We start from the raw sequence: 21,891 nt of genomic DNA, 5'->3' as shown, positions 1-21,891 counted from the left end.
TTGGACCGCCATTCGCACACCTGCCTGGCAAGTCCAGCGATCATGCGGCGGCGGGCCGGCAATCGCGAGCACGGGTGGGGGCGGCCCACGATCGGGCGATCTTCCGAGGTGATCCTGCCGGGTTCGCCGTGTGTCGGTGCTTTCGGCGGAGCCGGAGGGGTGCCGCAGGACATACTGTGAGGACTCGGCGCGGTCGTGATGGGACGGTCCGGCCCGGGGAAGGCGGAGGTGGCGGCGTGTACGCGGTGATCGATGTGGAGACGACCGGGCTGCGCACGACCTGGCACGACCGGATCTGCGAGATCGCGATCGTGCACGTCGACGCGTCCGGGCGGATCACCGGCGACTGGTCGAGCCTGGTCAACCCCGAGCGCGACCTCGGCCCGCAGCACGTGCACGGCATCACCGCCGCCGAGGCCCGCCGCGCCCCGGTCTTCGCCGACCTCGCCGGGCAGGTCGGGGCCATGCTGCGGGAGCGGGTGATCGTGGCGCACAACCTCGCCTTCGACGCCGCGTTCCTGGTCGCCGAATACTCCCGGCTCGGGCTGCAGGCTCCGGTCGGGCGGGAGTACGGCCTGTGCACCATGCACCTCGCCGCGCAGTTGCTGCCGTCGGCCGGGCGCAGCCTGCGTGACTGCTGCCTGGCGGCGGGCATCCCGCAGCAGCGGGCGCACAGCGCGCTCGACGACGCCCGCGCGGCCGCCGGGCTGCTGTCGCGTTACCTGCACCGGGTCGGCTCGCCGCCACCCTGGCAGCAGCTGGTGCTCGACGCCGCCACGCTGACCTGGCCGCCGCTGCCCGCAGGCATGGTGCTGCCGGTGGTGCGCAGGCACCCGCACGAGGCCGAGGAGCACTTCCTGACCAGGCTCGTCGACCGGCTGCCCCGGGTGCCGACCCCGCCGCAGGCGGACAGCTACCTGTCGCTGCTCGATCACGCCCTGCTCGACCGGCACGTCTCCACGATGGAGGCGGACGCGCTGGTCGAGGCCGCGTACGCGCTGGGGCTCAACCGGGACGAGGTGCTGGACCTGCACCGGCTCTACCTGCAGGCGCTCGCCGTCGAGGCGGCCGACGACGGCCGGGTGACCGAGACCGAGCGCGCCGACCTGCACACCGTCGCCGCGCTGCTCGGGCTGGGCCGCACCGACGTCGACCGGGCGCTGGAACCGGACCCCGACGATCAGCACCGCCGCACCACGCGGCCGCTGCCCGCCCCGGCGTTCCGCCTGCTGCCCGGCGACACGGTGGTGTTCACCGGGCAGACCGCCGAGCCGCGGGAGCTGTGGGAGGAACGGGCACGCATGGCCGGGCTGGCCGTGGGCCGCGCCGTCACCCGGACCACCCGCCTGCTGGTGGCCGCCGATCCCGACACCATGTCCGGCAAGGCCCGCCAGGCCCGCCGGCACCGCATCCCGATCGTGCACCCGGGCGCGTTCCTGAGCATGCTCGTGGCTCTGCGCGTCGCCGAGTAGCCCACTGTGGTGATCACCACGCCCGGGCCTCCGTAATTGCGTTGAGCTCGGGCGGGGCGGCCTTGCATGCTGGGGACCAGATCAAACCAGCTGCAAGGGGCCTGCCATGCGTCTGTTCCGTGACCTGTGGGCCACGTCGCCCCGCCGAACCTTGGCGGTGCTGGTGCTCATCGTGGCCGGCGCCGCCTCCGCCGCACTGGCCGCGGCCCTAGCGGGCATCGTGCTGGTGGACCGATCCACGCTCGCTTTCACCGCGCTGGCCACGGCGCTGGCCGTGGTGGTGCTCAGCGACCTCACCCTCAGCCTGATCATGGCCCGGCTCACCGCCGACTGGGCGGCCGACGTACGCCGCCGGCTGTGCCAGGTCGCCTTCGGGCAGAGCCTGCCCACGCTGGAGGGCACCCCGGTCGGCGAGCTGCTCGACCGCATCGACGGTGACGTCTACCAGGTGGGCTCGCAGCTGCGCGGCAGCGGGGTGCGCCTGGCCCAGTCAGGTGCGGTGGCGGTGCTGTCCGTGGTGACGGCGTTCGTCGTATGGTGGCCCGCGGGCCTGGCCATGCTGGTGCTGTCCCTGGTGCTCGGGTTCGGGCTGCGCCGACCGACGACCGCGATCGGCCCGGCCCGGATGCACGAGGAGGAGGCCTGGTCGGACCTGGCCGCCGTGCAAGAGGAGTCGGTGCACGGGCAGGACGACGTGCGCACCAGCCTGGGCCGCCCGTACGTGCTGCGCCTCTACGCCCAGCGCTCCCGTGAGGTGCTCACCCGCGGCCGTCGCGTGTGGGCGCTGTCCTCGCGGGTGAGCACCATCGCCTCCGGCGTGACCCGGGCGGGCATCGCCGTGCTCGTGCTCGGCGGCGTGTGGGCGCTGTCGGCGGGCCACCTGGGTGCGGCCCGGCTCACCGGCGCGTGGCTGCTGGCGCTGGCCTTCGGCGGCACCGTCGAGCAGGTCAGCCGGATGCTGCCGGAGCTGCAGCACGCGCTGGGCGCGTGGGCGCGGGTGCAGCTGCTGCGCGACACGCCGCAGGAGCCGACCGGCGGCGCGGCGCCCGCCACCGGCAACATCGAGGTACGCGGGCTGACCTTCCACTACTCCACCGACCGGCGGCGGCCGGCGCTGCGGGAGCTGGACCTGACCTTCGCGCCCGGACGCTCGTACGCCCTGGTGGGCCGGACCGGCTCGGGCAAGTCGACGCTGGCCAAGGTGCTGACCCGGGCCGTGGACGTGCCCCGCGGCACGGTGTTCCTGGGCGGGATGGACCTGCTCGACCTGGAGGTCGAGGCGCTGCGGCGCTGGGTCTCGATCGTGCCGCAGCGCACCGAGATCCTGGCCGGCACGCTGGCGGAGAACATCGCGCTGTTCGACCCGGAGCTGCTCGACGCGGCCGGGCGGGCCATGGACGAGCTGGGTCTGACCTCGTGGGTCGACACGCTGCCCGACGGCCTGCAGACGAAGCTCGGCGAGGGCGGCCAGAAGCTGTCGGCGGGCCAGGAGCAGCTGGTCGCGTTCGCGCGCATCCTGGTCCGTGACCCGCAGGTGGTGATCCTCGACGAGGCCACCGCCCGGATGGACCCGGTCACCGAGTCGCGGGTGCAGCACGCCGCCCAGCGGCTGCTGCGCGGCCGGATCGGCGTGGTCATCGCGCACCGGCTGTCCTCGGTGCGTGACTGCGACGAGGTCGTGGTGCTGGCCGACGGCCGGGTCGTGGAGGCCGGGCCGCTGTCGGAGTCGGCGCGGTTCGCGCAGCTGCTGGCCACCAGCCACAGCAGCGCGGCCGACGGCGAGCTGGTCCTGGCGACCGCGTACGGCCTGGAGTCGACCGGCGAGGGCGCGTCGGGCGACGGGCCGCCGGGTGCCCCCGCGCGGCCCGGGATCCCGGCCGCGAGCACCGGCGGCGTCCCTAGCGCGGACCTGGTCGCACCGGCGAAGGCCGACCCGCCGCCGCTGCCGGCCCCGCAGCGGGTGCGCACCCTGCGCGAGATCTTCCGGCTGACCGTCAACGACTTCCGCTTCGGCCAGGTCTCGGTCGCGCTGTTCACCGTCATGGTGCTGTTCGGCCTGGACGGCACGGTGCTGCCGTGGCTGTGGGCCGACGTGGTCGACGGCTCCGGCAGCCCGTGGTGGCCGGCGGTCGGCATCGTCGCCGGGCTGGCCGTGACCACCCCGGCGGGCTACTTCGCGGGCCTGTGGTATCCGGAGTGGTGGGTCCGGCAGATGCTGCGGATCAACCTGCGGCTGGTGCACGGGCAGACCGGGCCGCGCCGGGTCAGCGCGCACACCCCGGCCGAGGTCGTCGCGCAGGGCGGCGACAACGAGCGGGTGGTGATGCTCGCCGACAACCTGGTCGACCAGACCATCAGCATCGTCATGATCGTCGCGATGACGCTGGTGTCCGGCTCGATCGTGCCCGCGCTGTTCTTCACCGGCACGATGGTGGTCTCGGCGCTGGCCGCGACGGTCTTCGCACCGGTGCTGAAACGCTCGGCCGCGCACACCGTGGCGGCACGGGCCGCGTTCGCCACGTTCCTGGTGTCGTCGCTGTCGTCGGCGCGCACGGTCAAGCTGGCCGGCGCGACCCGGCCGGTGCTGGGCCAGCTGGCCCGGCTCGACGCCGCCCGCAGCGAACGCCAGCGCCAGGAGATCGCCATGCAGGTGTGGGCGCGTTCGACGCCGTCGCTGCTGGCGGGCCTGCTGCCGATCGCGGTGTGGGCCCTGTTCATGGCCGGTGACCTGGGCGCGGGCGCGACCCTGGTGGCGGTGTCGACGCTGGGCTCGGCGCGGTGGTTCGCGTGGACCACGGCCTCACTGGTGTCGCAGCTGCCGTCGGCGCGGGTGTGGACCAGGCGCACCGTGGCGATGGCCGGGGTGGGCGCCTACTCGGCGGCGGTGCCGGGCGTGGACCTGTCCGCAGGCACCGCCCCCGGGCCGGTGGCCGCGCCGCGCAACCCGCTGCACCGGCTGGAGCTGTCGAAGTTCGGCGCGGTGCACGAGGACGGCACCGTCGGCGTACGGGGGGTCGACCTCATCGTGGAGCGCGGTGACCTGGTGCTCGTGCTCGGCCCGGTCGGCTCGGGCAAGTCGTCGCTGCTGCGGGCCCTGGCGGGCATCGTGCACCACGACGGCGAGCTGCTGTGGAACGGTGACCGGGTCGCCGAGCCGGAGGTGTTCCTGCGCCCCAACCAGGTCGGGTACGTGGCGCAGCTGCCGCGGGTGCTGTCCGGCACGGTCGGCGACAACATCCGCCTCGGCCATGACGTCGACGCCGCGCAGGCGGTGGCGACGGCGCAGCTGGAGCACGACCTGGCCGCGGCGGGCAGTGGCATGGAGCTGCTGATCGGGCACAAGGGCACCCGGCTGTCCGGCGGCCAGCTGCAGCGGCTGGCGCTGGCGCGGGCCCTGGCGCCGGGCACCGAGCTGCTGATCGCCGACGACGTGTCGTCCGCCCTGGACGTGACCACGGAGCTGGCGCTGTGGCAGGCGCTGCGCGCGCACGGGCTGACCGTCGTCGGCTCGACGTCCAAGCGGGCCGCGCTCGTGCAGGCCGACCGGGTCGTCGTGCTGATCAACGGCGAGGTGGTCGCGCAGGGCTCGTGGAGCGAGCTGGAGGCGGGTTGGGGCCACCTGGCCGGTTGACCGACACGCAGGAAGCCCCGGCCGGAACGCGGCCGGGGCTTCCTGCTTTCCGGACACGTGCCAACTTGAACGCAATCTCAGTTAAGCGTATTTACAGTTAGGACTGTTTAATTTATGTTTTCGTGAACGAGTGTCGATGTCTCCTCTCACGACACCGGCACTCGTCCCTCCCGGTCCGTCCATCCCGCACAGAAGCGAGGAGGAGACATGCGAAAGCGGATCGTCCTACCCGTCCTGTCCATCTTCACGATCCTGGTGTCCGGCATGATCGCCACTCCGGCGAGCGCGCACGGGTACATCTCGTCCCCGCCCAGCCGCCAGGCCAACTGCGCCCAGGGCCGCGTCGCCAACTGCGGCGACATCGTCTGGGAGCCGCAGAGCGTCGAAGCCCCCAAGGGCTCGATGCAGTGCAACGGCGGCGGCAGCCGGTTCGCGGTGCTCAACGACAACAGCAAGAACTGGCCCGCGGCCTCGGTCGGCAACAACGTCACGTTCAACTGGGTGCTCACCGCCCGCCACCGCACCAGCACCTGGGAGTACTTCGTCGGAAGCACCCGCATCGCGGTGGTCAACGACAACGGCGCCCAGCCCGGTGCGACGGTCTCGCACAACGTCAGCCTCGGCGGACGCACCGGCCGCATCCTCGTGCTTGCCCGGTGGAACATCTACGACACCGCGATGGCGTTCTACTCCTGCGTGGACCTGCAGGTAGGCGGCGGTGGCGGCAACCCCACGCCGCCCCCGTCGTCGCCGTCGCCCAACCCGCCCAACCCGCCGCAGTCCCCGCCGCCGACCAACCCCGGCGGTGGCACCTGGGCCGCAGGCACCGCGTACGGCGTCGGCGCCACGGTGACCTACGGCGGGCTCAGCTACCGCTGCCTGCAGGCGCACACCGCGCTCGCCGGCTGGGAGCCGCCCAACGTGCCTGCCCTGTGGCAGCGCATCTGATCACCGCCTGACCCGGTCCGCGGCTCACCCGAGCCGCGGACCGGCCCCCACGAGATCCCTGCGTCCGGTGCCCGCCACGAGGAGCCACCCGCACATGAAGCGCTTCGTCCTGCTTGCCGTCGCCCTGGTGACCCTGGCCGCCTGCGACGCGCCGCCCGGTGTCACCGCCGGCCCGTCGATCGCGCCGTCGTTCGCGCCGCCGTCCGGGTCGCCGCCGCCGCCGCTCGACGAATCGGGTGGGTACAACGACACCGACGTGATGTTCCTGCAGATGATGGCCGCACAGTACGGCCCCGCGGCCGAGCTGCTCAAGCTCGCCGCCGGCCGCACCCAGAACACGAAGGTGCGCGATCTTGCCTCGGCGATGGACGTGACGCAGGCCGACGAGCTGACCGCGGTGCAGGGCTGGTTGCGCGGCTGGGCCAAGCCGCTCACCCCCGCCGCCGACCCGAACCTGCACGCCGGACACGGCGGCCTGCCCGCAACCGGGCCGGACGAGGTCAAGGCGCTGCGCGACGCCCCCGCCGCCGAGTTCGACAAGGTCTTCCTCAACCTGCTGCTCGGCCACCAGCACCAGGCCATCGAGTACGCCCGGATGGAGCTGACCTCCGGCGTCAACCCGAAGATCCTGGAGTTCGCAACCCGCGTCGACTCCTCCCGCACCGCCCAGGTCACCATGATGCTCGGCATGGTGTCCGGCTAGCCGTCACCGCTCGTTCGTGGACGTCCGTCTCGGCCCCCACCGCCGCGTGGTCCGTGCGATGATCGGTCACCGCAGCCGCCGGGATCGACGCCGAGGAGCATCGTGCAGACCCTCATTCCCGCCAGTTGGGCCGCCGTGGGACACGGCATCCCGAGCGTGTGCAGCCGACACGGACTTCCGCCCACGCTGCGGGCTCGCACCAGGTTCGAGTCGGCCCCGGCCGGGTGGACCTACGCGCTGATACCGCTGGGCCTGCTCGTCTTCCTCATCGTGCGCGCCACCACCCGCCAGGTCGTCGATGCGCCCGTGTGGCACTACTGCGGCCGGTGCCGCACCCGGCGACGCCGGCAGCGGGTGTGGTTCGGGCTGCTCACCGCCGTCGGCTTCGCGGTTCCCGTGGCCGCGGTCACGATGAACGTCGGCGAGCCGGCTGCGCCACTGCTGCTGGCCGCTGCGCTGATCATCGTGATCGTCGGCTACATCGGACTGGTCCGCGCCCGATGGGAGGTCATCGCGCAAGCGCGCGTCACCCGCGACGGGCAGTGGATCGCCGTACGCGATCCCGCTCCCGAGTTCGACGCCGAGTTCACCGCGGCGATGAACGCAGCGCACCAGCCATACGTGCCACCGGCCGCTCTCGCCGCCCAGCCCGCGGGCACGGCCGCTCCCGCAGGCACGGGCTGGACCTCCCCGCGCTGACCACGCCGGACCGGCGGCTCAGGGCAGCACGCGCCGGGCCGCCTCCGCCGACCATTCGACCAGCATCAGCGTCGCGTCGTCGCGGGGCGGGCCGTCGCGGAACTCGGCGACCCGGTGGGCCAGCCCGCGCAGCGTCTCCGGGGCGGGCAACTTCGCCTGCGCCGCCCGCTCGGTGAGGTCGGCGAGCCGCTCGACGCCGAACATCTCCCCGCGCCGGTCGCTCGCCTCGACGATGCCGTCGGTGTACAGCAGCAGCTCGTCCCCCGGCTCCAGCATCTCCTCGGCCACCTCGATCGTGCCGTCGTCGAGCCCCAGCGGCAGCCTATGGCCACCGGTCAGCTCGCCGACGGCCCGACCGCGGCGCAGCAGCAGCGGCGCGGGATGCCCGGCGCTTATGTAGCGCAGCCGTCCGGTGCCGGTGTGCAGCTCGCACAGCACCCCCGTGACGTAGGCGGTGTCGTGGAACTGGTCGCGCAGCGCGTCCTCGGTGGCCTGCGCGATGGCGTACAGGCCTCGGTTGTCGCGGCGGGCCGCGCGGATGGCGGCCAGCGCGGTCACCGTCATGACCGCCGCGTGCAGGCCGCGGCCCATGCCGTCGAGCACGCAGAACCACGCCATCTCGCCGTCGAGCGCGTAGTCGAAGGCGTCGCCACCGATGTCGTAGTGCGGTTCCAGCACCGCGCTGATCACGAGCCGGTCGGAGGTGAACGTCATCGGCGGCAGCGTCGACAGCAGCAGCTCGCCCGCCACCGTCATCGGCCGGGTCCGCCGGACCTGCTGCAGCGAGTCGCCGTACGGCATCTTCACCGCCAGCAGGTGCCCGACCAGGTTCACGTAGCTCTCACACCAGTCCTGCAGCGCCTCGATGTCGCAGTCGTCGCGGCGCAGCACGACGTCCACCACGCCCAGGCGTTCGGTGCCGTCCACCAGCGGCACCCACAACCGGCCGCCGGCGCCGGCGCCCACCCGCTGGGTGTGCACGCTGGTGAAGGCCCGGCCCGCGATCGTGCCCTCCACGCCCAGCGCGTCGGGCTGCTCCCGGCCGCGCTCCGGCAGCGGGCGCAGGTGGCGCTGCTCCTCGTCGACCAGGTAACAGGTGGTCTCCAGGCCGAGCGGGCGCAGCGCCGCGCTGACACACTCGGCGACCTCGTCGTCCTGCGCCTGCTGGGTCAGGTGCAGCAGATCCAGCAGCGCCGCATGCCACGGGTCGTACGTCACCTGGGTCATCCGCGCACCTCGCCGTCCTGTCACCGGCACCGGTGGTGGACGAATCAGTACTTTTCCACCCCGTGCACCCGACATGACGTTCCCCGGATGCCTGCCTGTTCAAACCCTGGGCCGACGGTCGGCCGCATCTGATCCCGTCCCGCCTCGCATCCGTCGCGCCGGGTGGCTATACGGCTCCGGCCTGCCGTGAATGTTCGGGTTCAGGCCGCGCTTCCCCGGCCACGGCCCGCCGCGTTCGAGGCGAGCGCGGGCAGGGTCGCCGCGGCCACGGCCAGCACGAGGCACACGCCGACGGTCGCGGCCAGCGTGCCCCACGGGATCACCATCGGCACCGGGACACCGAGCTGCACGCTCAACCCGCGGGCGAGCGCCGCCAGCGCGGCGACGGCCACGGCCAGCCCCAGCGCCGCCCCGGTGGCCACCACGACCGCGGTCTCCGCGGCCAGCAGGCCCAGCACCTGACCGCGGGTGGCCCCGGACAGCTTCAGCACGCGCAGGTCCCCGGCCCGGCCCGTGGTCGACATGAGCATCGTGTTCACCACCGCCAGCAGGCCGAACCCGGCCGACACCGCGATCAGCAGCGCGGTGAACACCCATACCAGGCGGTCGTCCTCGTCCTGGCTGCTCGCCGCGTAGGCGGCGGCGGACAACGGCCGCGCGCCCAGGCCGCCGAGCGCGCTTTCCGGCACGGGCTGTCCGGAGTAGACGACGACGGTCAGCGCCGACGGGTCCATCGCGCGCACTGCCGCCCGGTCGAGCAGGATGCCGGCCGGCAGTGGTCCACCGGCGAGCACCGCGACGACCTCCAGCGTGATCGGGCGGCCGTCCGGGCCGAACACGGGGTGCGTGCTGCCCGTGACCCATCCCGCCGAGGCGGCGAATCCCTCGGTCACGGCCACCGGAACGACCGGGCCGACCGACCGTGCCCGGCCCGGCCCGGCCGGCAACGGGCGCGGCAGGCCGACGGCGGGTACCGCCTGCTCGGCAGGACCTGCGGCATCCGACGGACGCACGGGCGGGGGCCGGTGCAGGGCGGTCAGGCTGCCGTCGGCGACGGTCAGCAGGACGTGCTCGGCGGGGGTGACGCCGGCCGCGGGCAGCGGTTCGACACCGTCGTACAGCGTGGTCGGCAGGGCGGACAGGCCGCCCGCGGCGGTGACCGCGGCGTCGGACAGGCCCGGCGTGCCGTCGGGCACGACCACGGCCGTGGCGTCCGCGGCGGTGACCCGGTTGAGCCCGTAGTAGGCGGTGGTGGTCTGCACCATCCCACCGATGAGGACGGTGAACGCCACGCAGAGCAGCACCGGCGCGGCGGCCGCCGCGGACCGCCGGCCCGCGGTGGCGACGTGCTGGCGCACCAGCAGCACGGTCGCGCCCCGGCCGCGCGCGAACGGCGCGGTCAGCAGGCGCACCGCGGGCGGCAGCAGCACCGGGGCCAGCAGGCTGCCCGCGGTGACCAGCGCCATCGCCGCGTACAGCGCGTAGGTGCCCAGGTTCGCGCCGGACGCCCGGGTCGCGGCGACCCCGGCGGCGACGGCCGCGGCCAGCGCCACACCACCGGCGAGCATCCGCACCAGGGTCACCGGGCGGTCGTCGACGGCGGCCGCGCGCAGCGCCGCCAGCGGGCCGACCCGGGCCGCGCGGCGGGCCGCGGCCCAGGCTCCGACGAGCGCCACCAGCACCCCGGCGGCCATCGCGGCAACCGGGACGACCGGCTGGTACAGCACGGTGAACGACGCCGGCTCGAATCCGGTGCGCACCAGCCAGCGCGCCACCGGCCCCGCGGCGAGCAGTCCCACCGGGATCCCGACCGCGCCGCCGAGCAGGCCCAGCAGCACCACCTCGCCGAGCACCCAGCGCCGCACCTGCCGCGGCACCGCCCCGAGCAGCCGCAGCAGGCCCAGTTCCCGTTCGCGCTGGCGGGTCGCGAAGGCGAACGTCGACGCCACGATGAACACCGACACGAACAATCCCAGCGCGGACAGGGCGGACAGCACCTGCATCCCGATCCACCGGGTGCGGGCGTCATCGACTGGTTCCGCCGCGCCGCGCGCGTCGCCGACCAGCACGACGCCGTCCGCGCCGACGATGGCGGTCGCCGCCGCGGCAACGCCGGCATCCCTGCCGTCGCCGTCGCCGTCGCCAGCGTCGGCGTCGGCGTCGGCGTCGGCGTCGGCGTCGGCCGAGGTCAGCAAGCCGATCAAGGGCACACCGCCAGCGCGAGCGCCCGCCACACTGTCGGCCACCCAGGTCCCGGCCCCGCGCACCGTCCCGGTGACCGTGAACTGCTCCGGCCCGGCCGCGGTCAGCAGCTCGACCCGCGCCCCCACCGGCATTCCGAGCGAGGCGCCCAGCACAACCTCCCCGGAACCGGCAGGAGCCCGGCCCGTGGCGAGCACGTGGCCGCCGAGCGCTGCCGCGGACCAGTTGGAGGCGTCGCGTTCTCCCGCGACGGGCGCGCCGTCGCGCAGCACCTGGGCGTAGAAGCGGTGCACCGGCACGGCCGCCGACACCCCCGGCACGGCCGCCAACCGTATTGCCAGCGCTTCGGCCTGCTCCTTCGGCCACGGGCGGGGTTCGGTGAACGCCTCCGGGGCAGCCGGCGGCACCGGACGGATCAGCACAGGGCTCGCCGCGTACCGCTCGGGGGCGACCGGGCGCGCCGAGACGAGCAGCAGGCCGCACACGGTGAGCACGGCGACCGCGACGGCGAGGGTCAGCAGCGTGCCCAGCAGGCTGCGCCAGCGTTCCCGCAGCGAGGCGAGCGCGATCATGCGGCCACCGCCCCGGCGGCCAGCCGGGCCGCGATGCGCGCCGGATCCGCGCCGGTGATCTCGTCGACCAGCCGCCCGTCGGCCAGCACCAGCACCCGGTCGGCGACCGCGGCCGCCGCGGGATCGTGGGTCACCATCACGACGGTCTGCCCGTGCCCGTCGACCAGCCGCCGCAGTGCCGCCAGCACCACCGCCGACGACGTGCTGTCGAGCGCTCCGGTGGGCTCGTCGGCGAACAGCACCGCCGGCCGGGTGATCAGGGCGCGGGCGATGGCGACCCGCTGCTGCTCCCCGCCGGACAGCTGCGCCGGGTAGTGCCCGGCCCGCTCGGCGAGCCCGACCTCGGCCAGCGCCTGCGCGACCGCCGCGCCCTGCGGCGCGCGCCGGGCCAACCGCAGCGGCAGCGCCGTGTTCTGCGCCGCGGTCAGCGCACCGACCAGGTTGTACGCCTGGAACACGAACCCGATCCGGTCGCGGCGCAGCAGCGTACGGGCGTGCTCGGACAGCCCAGCCAGGTCGGTGCCATCGACGGTGATCTGCCCGCTGTCGACGGTGTCGAGCCCGGCCGCGCACTGCAGCAGGGTGGACTTGCCCGAGCCGGACGCCCCCATCACCGCGGTGAAGCTGCCCGCGGTGAACTCGGCGCTCACCCCGTCCAGTGCGGTGACCGTGTGCGCACCGGTCCGGTACGTCTTGCGGACCGCGTGCAGGCGGACCGTCGCCGTTGATGTCATGCGACCACCTCACCCGAACACACGGCCCGGCACACTGGTGCGACGGCGAGGATCGGCACTAGCCCCAGCACTACTGTGCGGGCCATCGGTGCAGGTTAGGGTCGTGCGGTGACCCCTCGCACCGCTCTGTCCGCCGCCGCGACCCCGCCCTGGCGGCTGGCGCGTTCGGCCTGGCCGTGGCGGTCCCTGGTGTATCTGGCCGCCGGGCTGGTCCCGGCGGCCCTGCCGATGGCGCTGCTGGTCGCGATCGAGCTGCTGCGCCCGGGGCGCACCGCGCTGATCGGCCTGCTGGTGGCCGCGCTGCTGATCGTGGTGGCCGCCGGGCCGCTGATCGCCGGGTTCGACCGGCGGCGGCTGCGCCTGGTCGACACCCGCCCGCTGCCGGCGCGCCCGCCGCTGCGCCTGCGCGAGCCCGGCACCTGGCGCGAGATCGGGTACGCCGTGCTCAGCGCCTGCGTGGCCTGGTGGCTCGACGTGGCCGTGGTGCTGCTGTCGCTGCTCCCGCCGCTGATGCTGATGTCGGCCCCGCTGCAGCCGTCCGGCCCCGGCGCCGAACTGCCCGCCGGCCCGTGGTTCGCCGCCATGCTGTGCGCCGCCGGGTTCGTCATGCTGCCGTTCGCCGCGTACCCGATCACGGCCTGGGCCGGGGCGCGTGCCGCGATCGCCCGCGCGGTGCTGGCGCCGACCGACACCGACCTGGTCGAAGTCATGCGCTCGCGGGAGCGGCTGGCCGCGGGCTTCGACTCCGAACGCCGCCGCATCGAGCGCGACCTGCACGACGGCGCGCAGCAGCGGCTCGTCGCGCTGAGCGTCACGCTCGGCCTGGCCCGGCTGCAGGTCGCCGACGAGCACGCGGTCGCGCCGCTGCTCGACGACGCCAAGCAGCAGACCGCGGCGGCGCTGGCCGAGCTGCGCGAGCTGATCCGCGGCGTGCACCCGCAGGTGCTCAGCGACCGCGGGCTGGCCGCCGCGATCCGTGACATCGCGGGACGCTCCCCCGTGCCGGTCGAGCTCGACCTGCGCCTGAACGGGCGGCTGCCCGCACCGGTCGAGGTCACCGCGTACTTCGCAGTCAACGAGGCGCTGGCCAACCTGGCCCGGCACAGCAGAGCGGCCGGCGGCCGGGTCGCGGCGTGGACGCAGGACCGGCGGCTCGTGCTGGAGGTCCACGACGACGGCGCGGGCGGCGCCGATCCGGCCCGCGGCACCGGGCTGACCGGCCTGGCCGACCGGGCGGCGGCGGTCGGCGGTCGGCTGCTGCTGGCCAGCCCGCCCGGCGGGCCGACCCTGCTGCGGGTGGAGCTGCCGTGCGAGCGCTGAGGGTGGTGCTGGCCGAGGACTCGGTGCTGCTGCGGGAGGGCCTGACCAGCCTGCTGCGCCACTTCGGGCACGAGGTGGCCGCCGCGGTCGGCGACGCCGCCGCGCTGCGCGAGCAGGTGCCGCTGCTACGGCCTGACATCGTCGTCACCGACGTGCGGATGCCGCCCGGCTTCAGCGACGAGGGGCTGCGGGCCGCGCTGGCGTTGCGCGCCGAACTGCCCGACCTGCCGATCCTGGTGCTCAGCCAGTACGTCGAGCAGACCTACGCCGCGGAGCTGATCGACGCGGGACGTTCCGCGGGCACCGGATACCTGCTCAAGGACCGGGTCGGTGAGGTGAGCGAGTTCGTGGACGGGCTGGTCCGGGTCGCCGACGGGCACACCGTCCTCGACCCCGAGGTGGTCCGCCAGCTGCTGGACCGCCGCCGCGACCCGCTGCACCGGCTCACCCCGCGCGAGCGCGAGGTGCTGGGCCTGGTCGCGGAGGGCCGCTCCAACGCGGCGATCGCCCGCCGCCTGGTCGTCACCGAGGCCGCGGTGGCCAAGCACATCGCGGGCATCCTCGCCAAGCTCGACCTGCCGCCCGACGCCGACGACCACCGCCGCGTCCTGGCGGTCCTCGCCTACCTGCGCGCCTGATCGCGACAGGGCGCGCCGGCCGCCGGTCGATGCCGCGGCTGGTTGCCCCGCCTTGCCGCGCCTCGCCGACGGCGCAGGTCAGTTCCTCTCCGACGTCACCGCTGGAAGCGCAGCATGGGGGAAGTCAGGGCCGCAGCGTGGCCCGGGCGATCGCGCCGGGCTCGGGACCCGCCTGGGCCAGCACGGCGCCGCCGGGCGCCCATACCGCCGAGCCGCCCGCGGTCTGGTCGAAGCCGCCGCCGGTGGAACCCGCGAAGCTCGCCACGGCGACCCAGACACCCCGGTCGGCGGCGACCCGGCGGCCGCGTTCGGCGGCCAGGTGCGCCTCGTGCAGGTGGTCGACGACGGATGCGACGTAGACGTGCATGCCCAGGTCCGCGGTCGCGGCGTCGTGCTCGGGGAACTTGATGTCGCGGCAGATCGCCAGGCCCAGCCGCCAGCCGTCGACCTCGACCACGGCAGGGCCGTCGCCGGAGCTGAACCGCTGCTCGGATTCGTGGACGTGCACCTTGCGGTAGGCGACGCGCGCCCCGGCGCCGTCCACCGCCAGCGTCGCGATGTACGCGTGGCCTGCCCCGTCCCAGGTGGGCGCGCCCACCAGCGCCACCGAACCGGTGTCGCCGCACGCCGCGACGAGCGGGGCCAGCCGCGGGTCGTCGGCGGTGATCGCGGGCGCGTCGAGCTGGTAGCCGGTGAGCGACAGCTCGGGGAAGACGACGACCCGGGCGGCGGCGGCGCGCACCGTGTCCGCGTGCGCCACGGCGTTGGCCGCCACGTCGTACGCCACCGTCGGCGGCTGTGCCACCGCGATCACCAACGGACTGCGTTCCACCGGCACTCCCCGCTATCGAATACCCGTCATACGTGTACGCGGTGCTCATTCACTTCACGACACCGCGGCCCGGCACAGCGTAGTCCGATCAGGTTACGCCGAACGGGGCGATCGACGGCCGTCACGCAGCGCGGTCACGCTCGCACGTGCGGTCACTTAGTCGGCGTACGCTGGATAGTCAAGCGTTGATGGCGTGGATATTCATCGCTTTGACTCTAGGCACACCCAGCAGCCCGCCTCCGGCAAACCCGCCGGACGACGCGGGCTGCCCGAAAGGATGTGCCAGATGTTGCACCTGCACAGGCGGAAGGCTACCCACCGGTGGGGCGTGAGTGTCCTGACGGTGGCCGCCCTGGCGGCGTCGGGTCTGCTCTCCCAGCCGGCCCAGCCGGCGTACGCCGCCGCACCCGGCGTCGAGCCGTCCGCCGTCACCCGCACCCTCCCGCCCGGCGGCTCCGCCACGATCGCCAAGGTCGTGCACACCCCCGCCGTGCCGCCGAACCCCGACATCGTGTTCCTCGCCGACACCACCGGCAGCATGGGCGGGGCCATCGCCAACGTGAAGTCCAACGCCGCCGCCATCCTGACCGCCGTCAGCGGCGCGCAGCCCAGCGCGCAGTTCGCGGCGGCCAACTACAAGGACGTCAACGACACTCCGCCGTTCGCCGTCAACCAGGGGCTCACCGCGGACCAGGCGCTGGTGCAGGCGGGCGTCAACGCCTGGAGCGCGGGCGGCGGCGGCGACATCGCCGAGGACGGCCTCAACGCCCTCTACGAACTCGCCACGGGCGCGGTCACGTTCCGTCCCGGCGGCACCCGCATCGTCGTCATCTTCGGCGACGCGCCCTCGCACGAGCCGAGCCTCGGGCACACCCGCGCCCAGGTGATCGCCGCACTCCAGGCGGCCGACGTACGCGTGGTCGCGGTCAACGTCGGCGCGGGCGGCCTGAACCAGAACGGCCAGATCCAGGCCGTCACGGACGCCACCGATGGCGTGTTCCTGGACAACGTGCCGGCCAACCAGGTCGCCGACGCGATCCTGGCGGGCATCCAGGCCATCGAGGTGACGGTCACCCCGAGCGTGGACTGCGACGATCCACTGTCGGTGTCGCTGTCTCCCGCGTCGCGGACCGTGACCAGCGGTGACGACGCGGCGTTCAGCGAGACCGTCAATGTGGACGGCGAGGCCGCCGGCGGCACCTTCCAGTGCGAGGTCGACTTCCTCATCGACGGCGCCAGCCGCGGGTACGTGCAGACCCTGACCGTGCACGTGCCCGGCCTGAGCGTGTACGACGTCCAGGTCAACGAGGGGGCCGGCACGGTCGACTTCACCGTCACCCTGTCCAGCCCGGCACCGTTCCCGGTGAGCGTGAGCTACGCGACCACCACCGGCACCGCCGGGGCCGCCGACTACACCGCCAAGAGCGGCCTGCTCACGTTCTCGCCGAACGAGACGCTGAAGACGGTCACCGTGCCGATCGCCGACGACGCGATCGACGAGCTCAACGAGACCTTCAAGCTGGGCCTCAGCTCGCCGAGCGGTGCGGCGCTGACCGATCCGTCCGGCGAGGCGACCATCGTGGACAACGACCGCGACGGCGTCTTCACCTGCTCGGCGACCGCGCTGAACCTGGCCGGACAGCTTTCGGCCCAGGCCAACCCGGCCAACTCGCCGTGCGTGGACGCCACCGCGACCGGCCCCGACAACACGCTCAACGCGGGCCTGGTCACCGTGAAGACGACGGGCCTGTCCGCGAGCACCGACCTGACCCCGAACAGCCAGAGCAGCGCACCGGCAGCGGGCGACAAGGCCGTCTCCACCGCGGCCGCGGGTTCCACGAAGATCACCGTCGCGGGCCTGGTCACCATCGAGGTCGGCTACATCAACTCGACCGCCTCGGCGACCTGCGTGGCCGGACCCGGCGGGCTGGTCCCGCAGTTCGCGGGCTCGTCCACCATCTCCAGCCTGAAGATCAACGGTGCGACGGTGACGATCGGCAGCGGCCCCCTCACCATCCCGCTGGTGGTCGGCAGCCTGAAACTCAACAGCACCACCACCACCGCCACCGGCGTCACCCAGCAGGCCCTGCTCCTGGACACCCTGCTCACCGACGTCGTCATCGGCGAGTCCAAAGTCGGCATCACCGGCACCCCCACCCACCCCACCGGCACCCCCTGCCGCGCCTGATGAAAGGAAGGGCACCTTCACATCGCTATAGGTAATGGAAGGTGCCCTTCCTAACACGGCACCACCGGCGAACTGCCGGGACGCTCGGCCGCGACGGCGGTCCGGGCGTCCTGGCCGTCGCGCGGAACCCGGCGGGCCTCCGCGCGGTCGAAGGTAACGTGAAAACCGTGCGCGTAGTGCCGCTGCTGACCGTCCTGCTGCTCGCCGCGTGCGCGCAGCCCCTCGACACCGGTGCCGACGGCCCGCCCGACGACGGCGCCGTCCTGGCCGGGCGGACCTTCCTGTCCACCGCCGTCGTCCGCGACGGCAAACCCTACGACCTGTTCAAGGGCACCCGCATCCGGCTGACGCTGGACGACAAGGGCCATGTCGGGGCCACGGCCGGATGCAACAGCATGGGCGGCGACGCCGACCTGTCCGGCGGCCGCCTACGGATGACCGGCGACGTGAGCATGACCGACATGGGCTGCGACCCGAAACTGCACGCGCAGGACGAGCTGGTCTCCGGCTTCCTGCAGGCCGGGCCGCGCTGGGAGCTCGCCGGGGACGTGCTGACCCTGCGCACCGACACCCTGGAGGTCACCTTGCAGGACCAGGAGTCCGCCGACCCGGACCGCCCGCTGACCGGCACCCGCTGGCAGGTCGACACCGTGCTCGACGGGCAGAGCGCCAGCTCGGTCCCCAACGGCGCGACCGCCTTCCTCGAGTTCGCCGACGGCAAGGTGCAGGGCCACACCGGCTGCAACAACCTCGGTGGCACGGCCGTGCTCGCCGAGAAGACCATCGCCTTCGCCGACGTGTTCACCACGAAGATGGCCTGCGCCGACGACGTCGACAAGCTGGAGCGGGCCGTGCTGGCCACGCTGAAGGGCGACGTTGCCTGGCAGGTCACCGCCGACCGACTGACGCTCACCGGCCCCGCCGGCCACGGTCTGCAACTGCGCGCCGCGCAGAAGTGAACGTCGCCGTCGAGACGTTCGCGACCTGCGCGAGCTGACACGGGTCCGGCCGTGGCGGAACGTCGCCGCCACGGCCGGAGAGTCACCGGCAGTCCGTCAGACATCGGTCGATGCTCCGAGCACGATGCCGTTCCGCCGGGCGCTCGCGGAACGCCGCGAGGCCCCGGCGGAACACGCAGGTCAGGCCGGGGTGAGCAGGTTGCGGGCGCGGACCGCATTCAGCGACAGCGTGCGGTATCCCACCTCGTCGAACAGCACCGTGATCCGGTCGTTCTCCTCACGCATGACCACGCCCGGTCCCCACTCGGCGTGGGTCACCCGCGACTGCACCGGGAAGCCGGTGTCCACGTCGGACTGCGCGTCGGCGGTGCCCGCGGTGCAGGTGTCGCAGCTGCCGCAGGTCTCCACCAGGTCCTCGCCGAAGTAGCCGAGCAGGAACTGGCGGCGGCAGTCGTCGGTCTCGGCGTACCCCCGCATCATCTCGACCCGGGTCAGCTCGATGGTGCGCATCTGCGCAGCCTCGACCGCGGCCGCCGCGACGGCGTCGGCCAGCTCGCCGCCGGTCCACCGCACGCCCTTGCCGGTGGTCAGCACGGCCCCGGCCTCCTGCAGCAGGTTGACCGAGCGGGTGACCCGCGAGCGGGTGACGTCGAGTTCTTCGACCAGATCGTCGATGCGCACCGGGCCGTCGGCCGCGATGACGCCCGCACCGACGCGGGTGAGCAGTTCCTCGTCGACGGTGCCGGAGGAGAAGAAACGCGGCAGGCGCAGGTCCTCGGGCCGGAAGTAGAGCACGGCGGTGGCCTGGTCGCCGTCGCGGCCGGCGCGGCCGATCTGCTGGTAGTACGAGTCCAGCGACTCAGCGGGCGCGGCGTGCACGACGAAGCGCACGTTCGGCTTGTCGATGCCCATGCCGAACGCGGACGTCGCGACGACCACGACCCGGTCGGAGGCCAGGAACGCGTCGTGCACCGCCGAGCGCTCCGAAGTGCTCAGACCCGCGTGGTACGCGTACGCCTCCTCGCCCGCCTCGCGCAGCGCCTGGGCGTACTCCTCGGTCTCGCCGCGGGTCTGCACGTAGAGCAGGCCGGGCGGGTCGAGGGCGATGATGCGCTCGATGATCTCGCGGCGCTTCTCCCGCTCGGTGATCTCGCGGGACACCTCCAGCCGGATGTTGGGCCGGTCGAAGCCCTTGACCAGCTGGACAGCGTCGCGCATGCGCAGCCGCTCGACGATGTCGGCGCGCACCGGCGGCGACGCGGTGGCGGTCAGCGCCAGCACGGTCGGGTGGCCCAGCCGCTCGATGACCTCGCCGAGGCGCAGGTAGTCGGGCCGGAAGTCGTGGCCCCACGAGGAGACGCAGTGCGCCTCGTCCACCACGAACAGCGACGGCTTGGCCTCCAGCAGCTGCGCCACGACCTCGTCCTTGGCCAGCTGCTCCGGCGCCAGGAACAGGAACTCGGCGTCACCGGCCCGGATCGCGTCGAACGCGGCCGCGTTGTCGCGGGCGCTGCGCGCGGAGTTGACCACGTGCGCGTCGGGCGCGCCGCGGTCGACGAGGTTCTTGACCTGGTCGCGCTGCAACGCGATGAGCGGCGACACCACGATCGTCGGCCCGCCCACGACCAGCGCCGGGACCTGGTAGATGGCCGATTTCCCGGAGCCGGTGGGCGACACCACGATGGTGTCGCGGCCCGCGGTCACGTGAGCCATCGCCTCCTCCTGCGCCGGGCGCAGCGCCGTCCAGCCGTACACCTGTGCCGCAACCTCGCGCAGCCGCTGCAGATCTCCCACCTCGTGCTCCTCCCCAGACTCGAACCCGCATCCTCCCACCCGCCGCGCCAGCGCCGGTCCACCGGGGCGCACAGGTCACCGGCGACCGCCCGAAAAGGTCGGAGCGGCAACGAGACCGTGAAGCGCGTGTAACTTCCATGAAACTGATTACCGTCAATGGTTCTGTTTACAGGCACTTCGACGATGGCCTATGGTGTCCGGTGGAAGCGCTCCCAGTCCTGGCACCTCCCGATCTCTCCTCCCCTGCCCAAGGAGTGACATGCACGCCACGACGAGCAGAAAGCATCGCCTCGCGACAGTCGTCTCAGCCATCGCGCTGACCGTCGCCGCCACCGCCGTGAGCCTCCTCGCGGCGCAGCCCGCCCAGGCCGCGACCATCTGCGAGCAGTACGGCACCGTGGTCGCCGGCAGCTACGTGATCCAGAACAACCGGTGGGGCACCAGCGCCACCCAGTGCATCAACACCACCAGCAACGGGTTCAGCATCACCCAGCAGGACGGCGTCGGCAGCACCTCGGGCGCGCCGGTGTCCTACCCGTCCATCTTCCTGGGCTGCCACTACACCAACTGCAGCCCGAGCTCCCCGCTGCCCAAGCAGCTGAGCACCATCGGCACCGCCAACAGCAGCATCAGCTACTCGTATCCCGGCAGCGGCACCTACAACGCCTCGTACGACATCTGGCTGAACGCCGACACCAACGTCTCCGGCGTCCAGGACACCGAGATCATGATCTGGTTCAACCGGCAGGGCAGCATCCAGCCCATCGGCTCGCAGACCGGCACCGCGAACATCGCCGGACGCAGCTGGGCCGTGTGGACCGGCAGCAACGGCGCCAACAACGTGGTGTCCTACCTGTTCACCGGTTCGGTCATCAACTCGCTGAGCTTCGACGTGATGGACTTCGTCCGCGACACGTTCACCCGCGGCTCGCAGTACGGCACCAACAACTGGTACCTGACCAGCGTCCAGGCCGGATTCGAGCCGTGGATCGGCGGCGTCGGCCTGACCGTGAACTCGTTCTCGGCGGCGGTCACCACCGGCGGCGGCACCCAGCCGCCCGGCACCCCGGGCACGCCGGGCGCGTCCAACGTGACCGCGAGCGGCGCATCGCTGAGCTGGTCGGCGTCCTCCGGCACGGTCAGCAGCTACCTGATCGAGCGCGCCACCGGCGCGAGCAGCACCAGTTTCAGCCAGGTCGGCACGTCGTCCTCGCCGTCGTTCACCGACTCCGGGCTGGCCGCCAACACCACCTACCGGTACCGCGTGCGGGCCTCCAACTCGGCAGGCACCTCGGGCTACTCCGGCATCGTCAACGTCACCACGACCACGGGCGGTGGCACGCAGGTCCCGGGCACGCCCGGCACGCCGAGCGCGTCCAACGTGACCGCGAGCGGCGCGTCGCTGAGCTGGTCGGCGTCGTCCGGCACGGTCAGCAGCTACCTGATCGAACGGGCCACCGGCGCGAGCAGCACCAGCTTCAGCCAGGTCGGCACCTCGTCCTCGCCGTCGTTCACCGACTCCGGGCTGGCCGCCAACACCACCTACCGGTACCGCGTACGCGCCTCCAACTCCGCGGGCACGTCCGGCTACTCCGGCATCGTCAACGTCACCACGACCGGCGGCGGGGGCGGCGGCTCCGGCTGCACCACCACGGCGTCGGTGCAGAGCCAGTGGAACAACGGCTACGTCATGCAGGTGACGGTCACCAACACCGGCTCCAGCACGATCAACGGCTGGTCGTCGACCGCGACCCTGCCGTCCGGCCACGCGCACACCGGCTCCTGGCCGCAGGCCGCCGTGGTCAGCGGGCAGAACGTGACCGAGACCAACCAGAACTGGAACGGCAGCCTCGCGCCGGGCCAGACCGCGTCGTGGGGTTTCCAGGCCAGCCGGCCCAACGGCAACACCTCGCTGCCGACTACGTACTCCTGCACCGCCTCGTAAACCGCATACCACCCGATCACGTGCGGC

The 21,891-nt window shown here is 73.3% G+C and carries 15 protein-coding genes; 10 read left to right on the top strand and 5 right to left on the bottom strand.

Annotated elements, in window-relative coordinates; all coding sequences use genetic code 11:
- Positions 1–236: 236 nt before the first annotated feature.
- The 5 genes from F9C41_RS07880 to F9C41_RS07860 all read left to right on the top strand — a co-directional run bounded on the left by F9C41_RS07880 (position 237) and on the right by F9C41_RS07860 (position 7,453).
- Positions 237–1,472, top strand: a complete 1,236-nt coding sequence (locus tag F9C41_RS07880; protein WP_196279668.1) for an exonuclease domain-containing protein — start codon at positions 237–239, stop codon at positions 1,470–1,472.
- 106 nt (positions 1,473–1,578) lie between these two features.
- Positions 1,579–5,103, top strand: coding sequence for an ABC transporter ATP-binding protein (locus F9C41_RS07875; RefSeq protein WP_155385971.1), 3,525 nt, complete (start codon positions 1,579–1,581; stop codon positions 5,101–5,103).
- A gap of 207 nt (positions 5,104–5,310) precedes the next feature.
- Entirely contained in the window at positions 5,311–6,051 is a 741-nt protein-coding gene (locus F9C41_RS07870) for a lytic polysaccharide monooxygenase (RefSeq protein ID WP_155385970.1), read from the top strand.
- Between the two features lie 94 nt (positions 6,052–6,145).
- Positions 6,146–6,754, top strand: a complete 609-nt coding sequence (locus F9C41_RS07865) for a DUF305 domain-containing protein (RefSeq protein ID WP_155385969.1) — start codon at positions 6,146–6,148, stop codon at positions 6,752–6,754.
- 102 nt (positions 6,755–6,856) lie between these two features.
- Positions 6,857–7,453 carry a hypothetical protein gene (locus tag F9C41_RS07860; RefSeq protein WP_155385968.1) on the top strand — a complete coding sequence of 199 codons (597 nt, stop codon included), beginning with the start codon at positions 6,857–6,859 and terminating at the stop codon, positions 7,451–7,453.
- Positions 7,454–7,471: 18 nt separating this feature from the next.
- On the opposite strand, the gene F9C41_RS07855 is transcribed toward F9C41_RS07860, so the two are convergent.
- The 3 genes from F9C41_RS07855 to F9C41_RS07845 form a co-directional block, all read right to left on the bottom strand.
- Positions 7,472–8,680, bottom strand: coding sequence for a PP2C family protein-serine/threonine phosphatase (locus F9C41_RS07855; protein WP_196279667.1), 1,209 nt, complete (start codon positions 8,678–8,680; stop codon positions 7,472–7,474).
- Positions 8,681–8,880: 200 nt separating this feature from the next.
- Positions 8,881–11,454: an ABC transporter permease gene (locus tag F9C41_RS07850; protein WP_196279666.1), complete on the bottom strand. Its 2,574-nt coding sequence runs from the start codon at positions 11,452–11,454 to the stop codon at positions 8,881–8,883.
- Complete coding sequence (locus F9C41_RS07845) at positions 11,451–12,188, bottom strand: ABC transporter ATP-binding protein (protein WP_155385966.1); 738 nt, start codon at positions 12,186–12,188, stop codon at positions 11,451–11,453. Before F9C41_RS07845 ends, F9C41_RS07850 begins: the two co-directional genes overlap by 4 nt.
- Positions 12,189–12,296: 108 nt before the next feature.
- On the opposite strand from F9C41_RS07845, the gene F9C41_RS07840 reads away from it, so the two are divergent.
- Both F9C41_RS07840 and F9C41_RS07835 read left to right on the top strand, forming a co-directional pair.
- Entirely contained in the window at positions 12,297–13,508 is a 1,212-nt protein-coding gene (locus F9C41_RS07840; RefSeq protein ID WP_155385965.1) for a sensor histidine kinase, read from the top strand.
- A complete protein-coding gene (locus tag F9C41_RS07835; RefSeq protein ID WP_155385964.1) occupies positions 13,496–14,146 on the top strand; it encodes a response regulator in 651 nt (216 codons plus the stop codon). The genes F9C41_RS07840 and F9C41_RS07835 overlap by 13 nt, the downstream gene beginning before the upstream one ends.
- A gap of 124 nt (positions 14,147–14,270) precedes the next feature.
- On the opposite strand, the gene F9C41_RS07830 is transcribed toward F9C41_RS07835, so the two are convergent.
- Positions 14,271–14,978, bottom strand: a complete 708-nt coding sequence (locus F9C41_RS07830; protein ID WP_230689411.1) for a carbon-nitrogen hydrolase family protein — start codon at positions 14,976–14,978, stop codon at positions 14,271–14,273.
- Positions 14,979–15,306: 328 nt separating this feature from the next.
- On the opposite strand from F9C41_RS07830, the gene F9C41_RS07825 reads away from it, so the two are divergent.
- The gene (locus tag F9C41_RS07825) at positions 15,307–17,166 is read left to right on the top strand and encodes a Calx-beta domain-containing protein (protein ID WP_230689410.1); all 1,860 of its coding nucleotides are present in this window, start codon (positions 15,307–15,309) and stop codon (positions 17,164–17,166) included.
- Between the two features lie 167 nt (positions 17,167–17,333).
- Positions 17,334–18,125, top strand: a complete 792-nt coding sequence (locus F9C41_RS07820) for an META domain-containing protein (RefSeq protein WP_196279665.1) — start codon at positions 17,334–17,336, stop codon at positions 18,123–18,125.
- 180 nt (positions 18,126–18,305) lie between these two features.
- Here the strand turns inward: F9C41_RS07820 and F9C41_RS07815 are convergent, their stop codons facing one another.
- The gene (locus F9C41_RS07815) at positions 18,306–19,919 is read right to left on the bottom strand and encodes a RecQ family ATP-dependent DNA helicase (RefSeq protein ID WP_230689409.1); all 1,614 of its coding nucleotides are present in this window, start codon (positions 19,917–19,919) and stop codon (positions 18,306–18,308) included.
- A gap of 259 nt (positions 19,920–20,178) precedes the next feature.
- Between F9C41_RS07815 and F9C41_RS07810 the strand changes: the two genes are divergently transcribed.
- Positions 20,179–21,864 carry a GH12 family glycosyl hydrolase domain-containing protein gene (locus F9C41_RS07810; protein WP_196279664.1) on the top strand — a complete coding sequence of 562 codons (1,686 nt, stop codon included), beginning with the start codon at positions 20,179–20,181 and terminating at the stop codon, positions 21,862–21,864.
- The last annotated feature ends 27 nt before the right edge of the window (positions 21,865–21,891 follow it).

Source organism: Catellatospora paridis, assembly GCF_009720365.1.
Classification (GTDB): domain Bacteria; phylum Actinomycetota; class Actinomycetes; order Mycobacteriales; family Micromonosporaceae; genus Catellatospora; species Catellatospora paridis.
The sequence above is the reverse complement of the archived record's forward strand: the minus strand, read 5'-3'. Positions and strand labels throughout refer to the sequence as shown.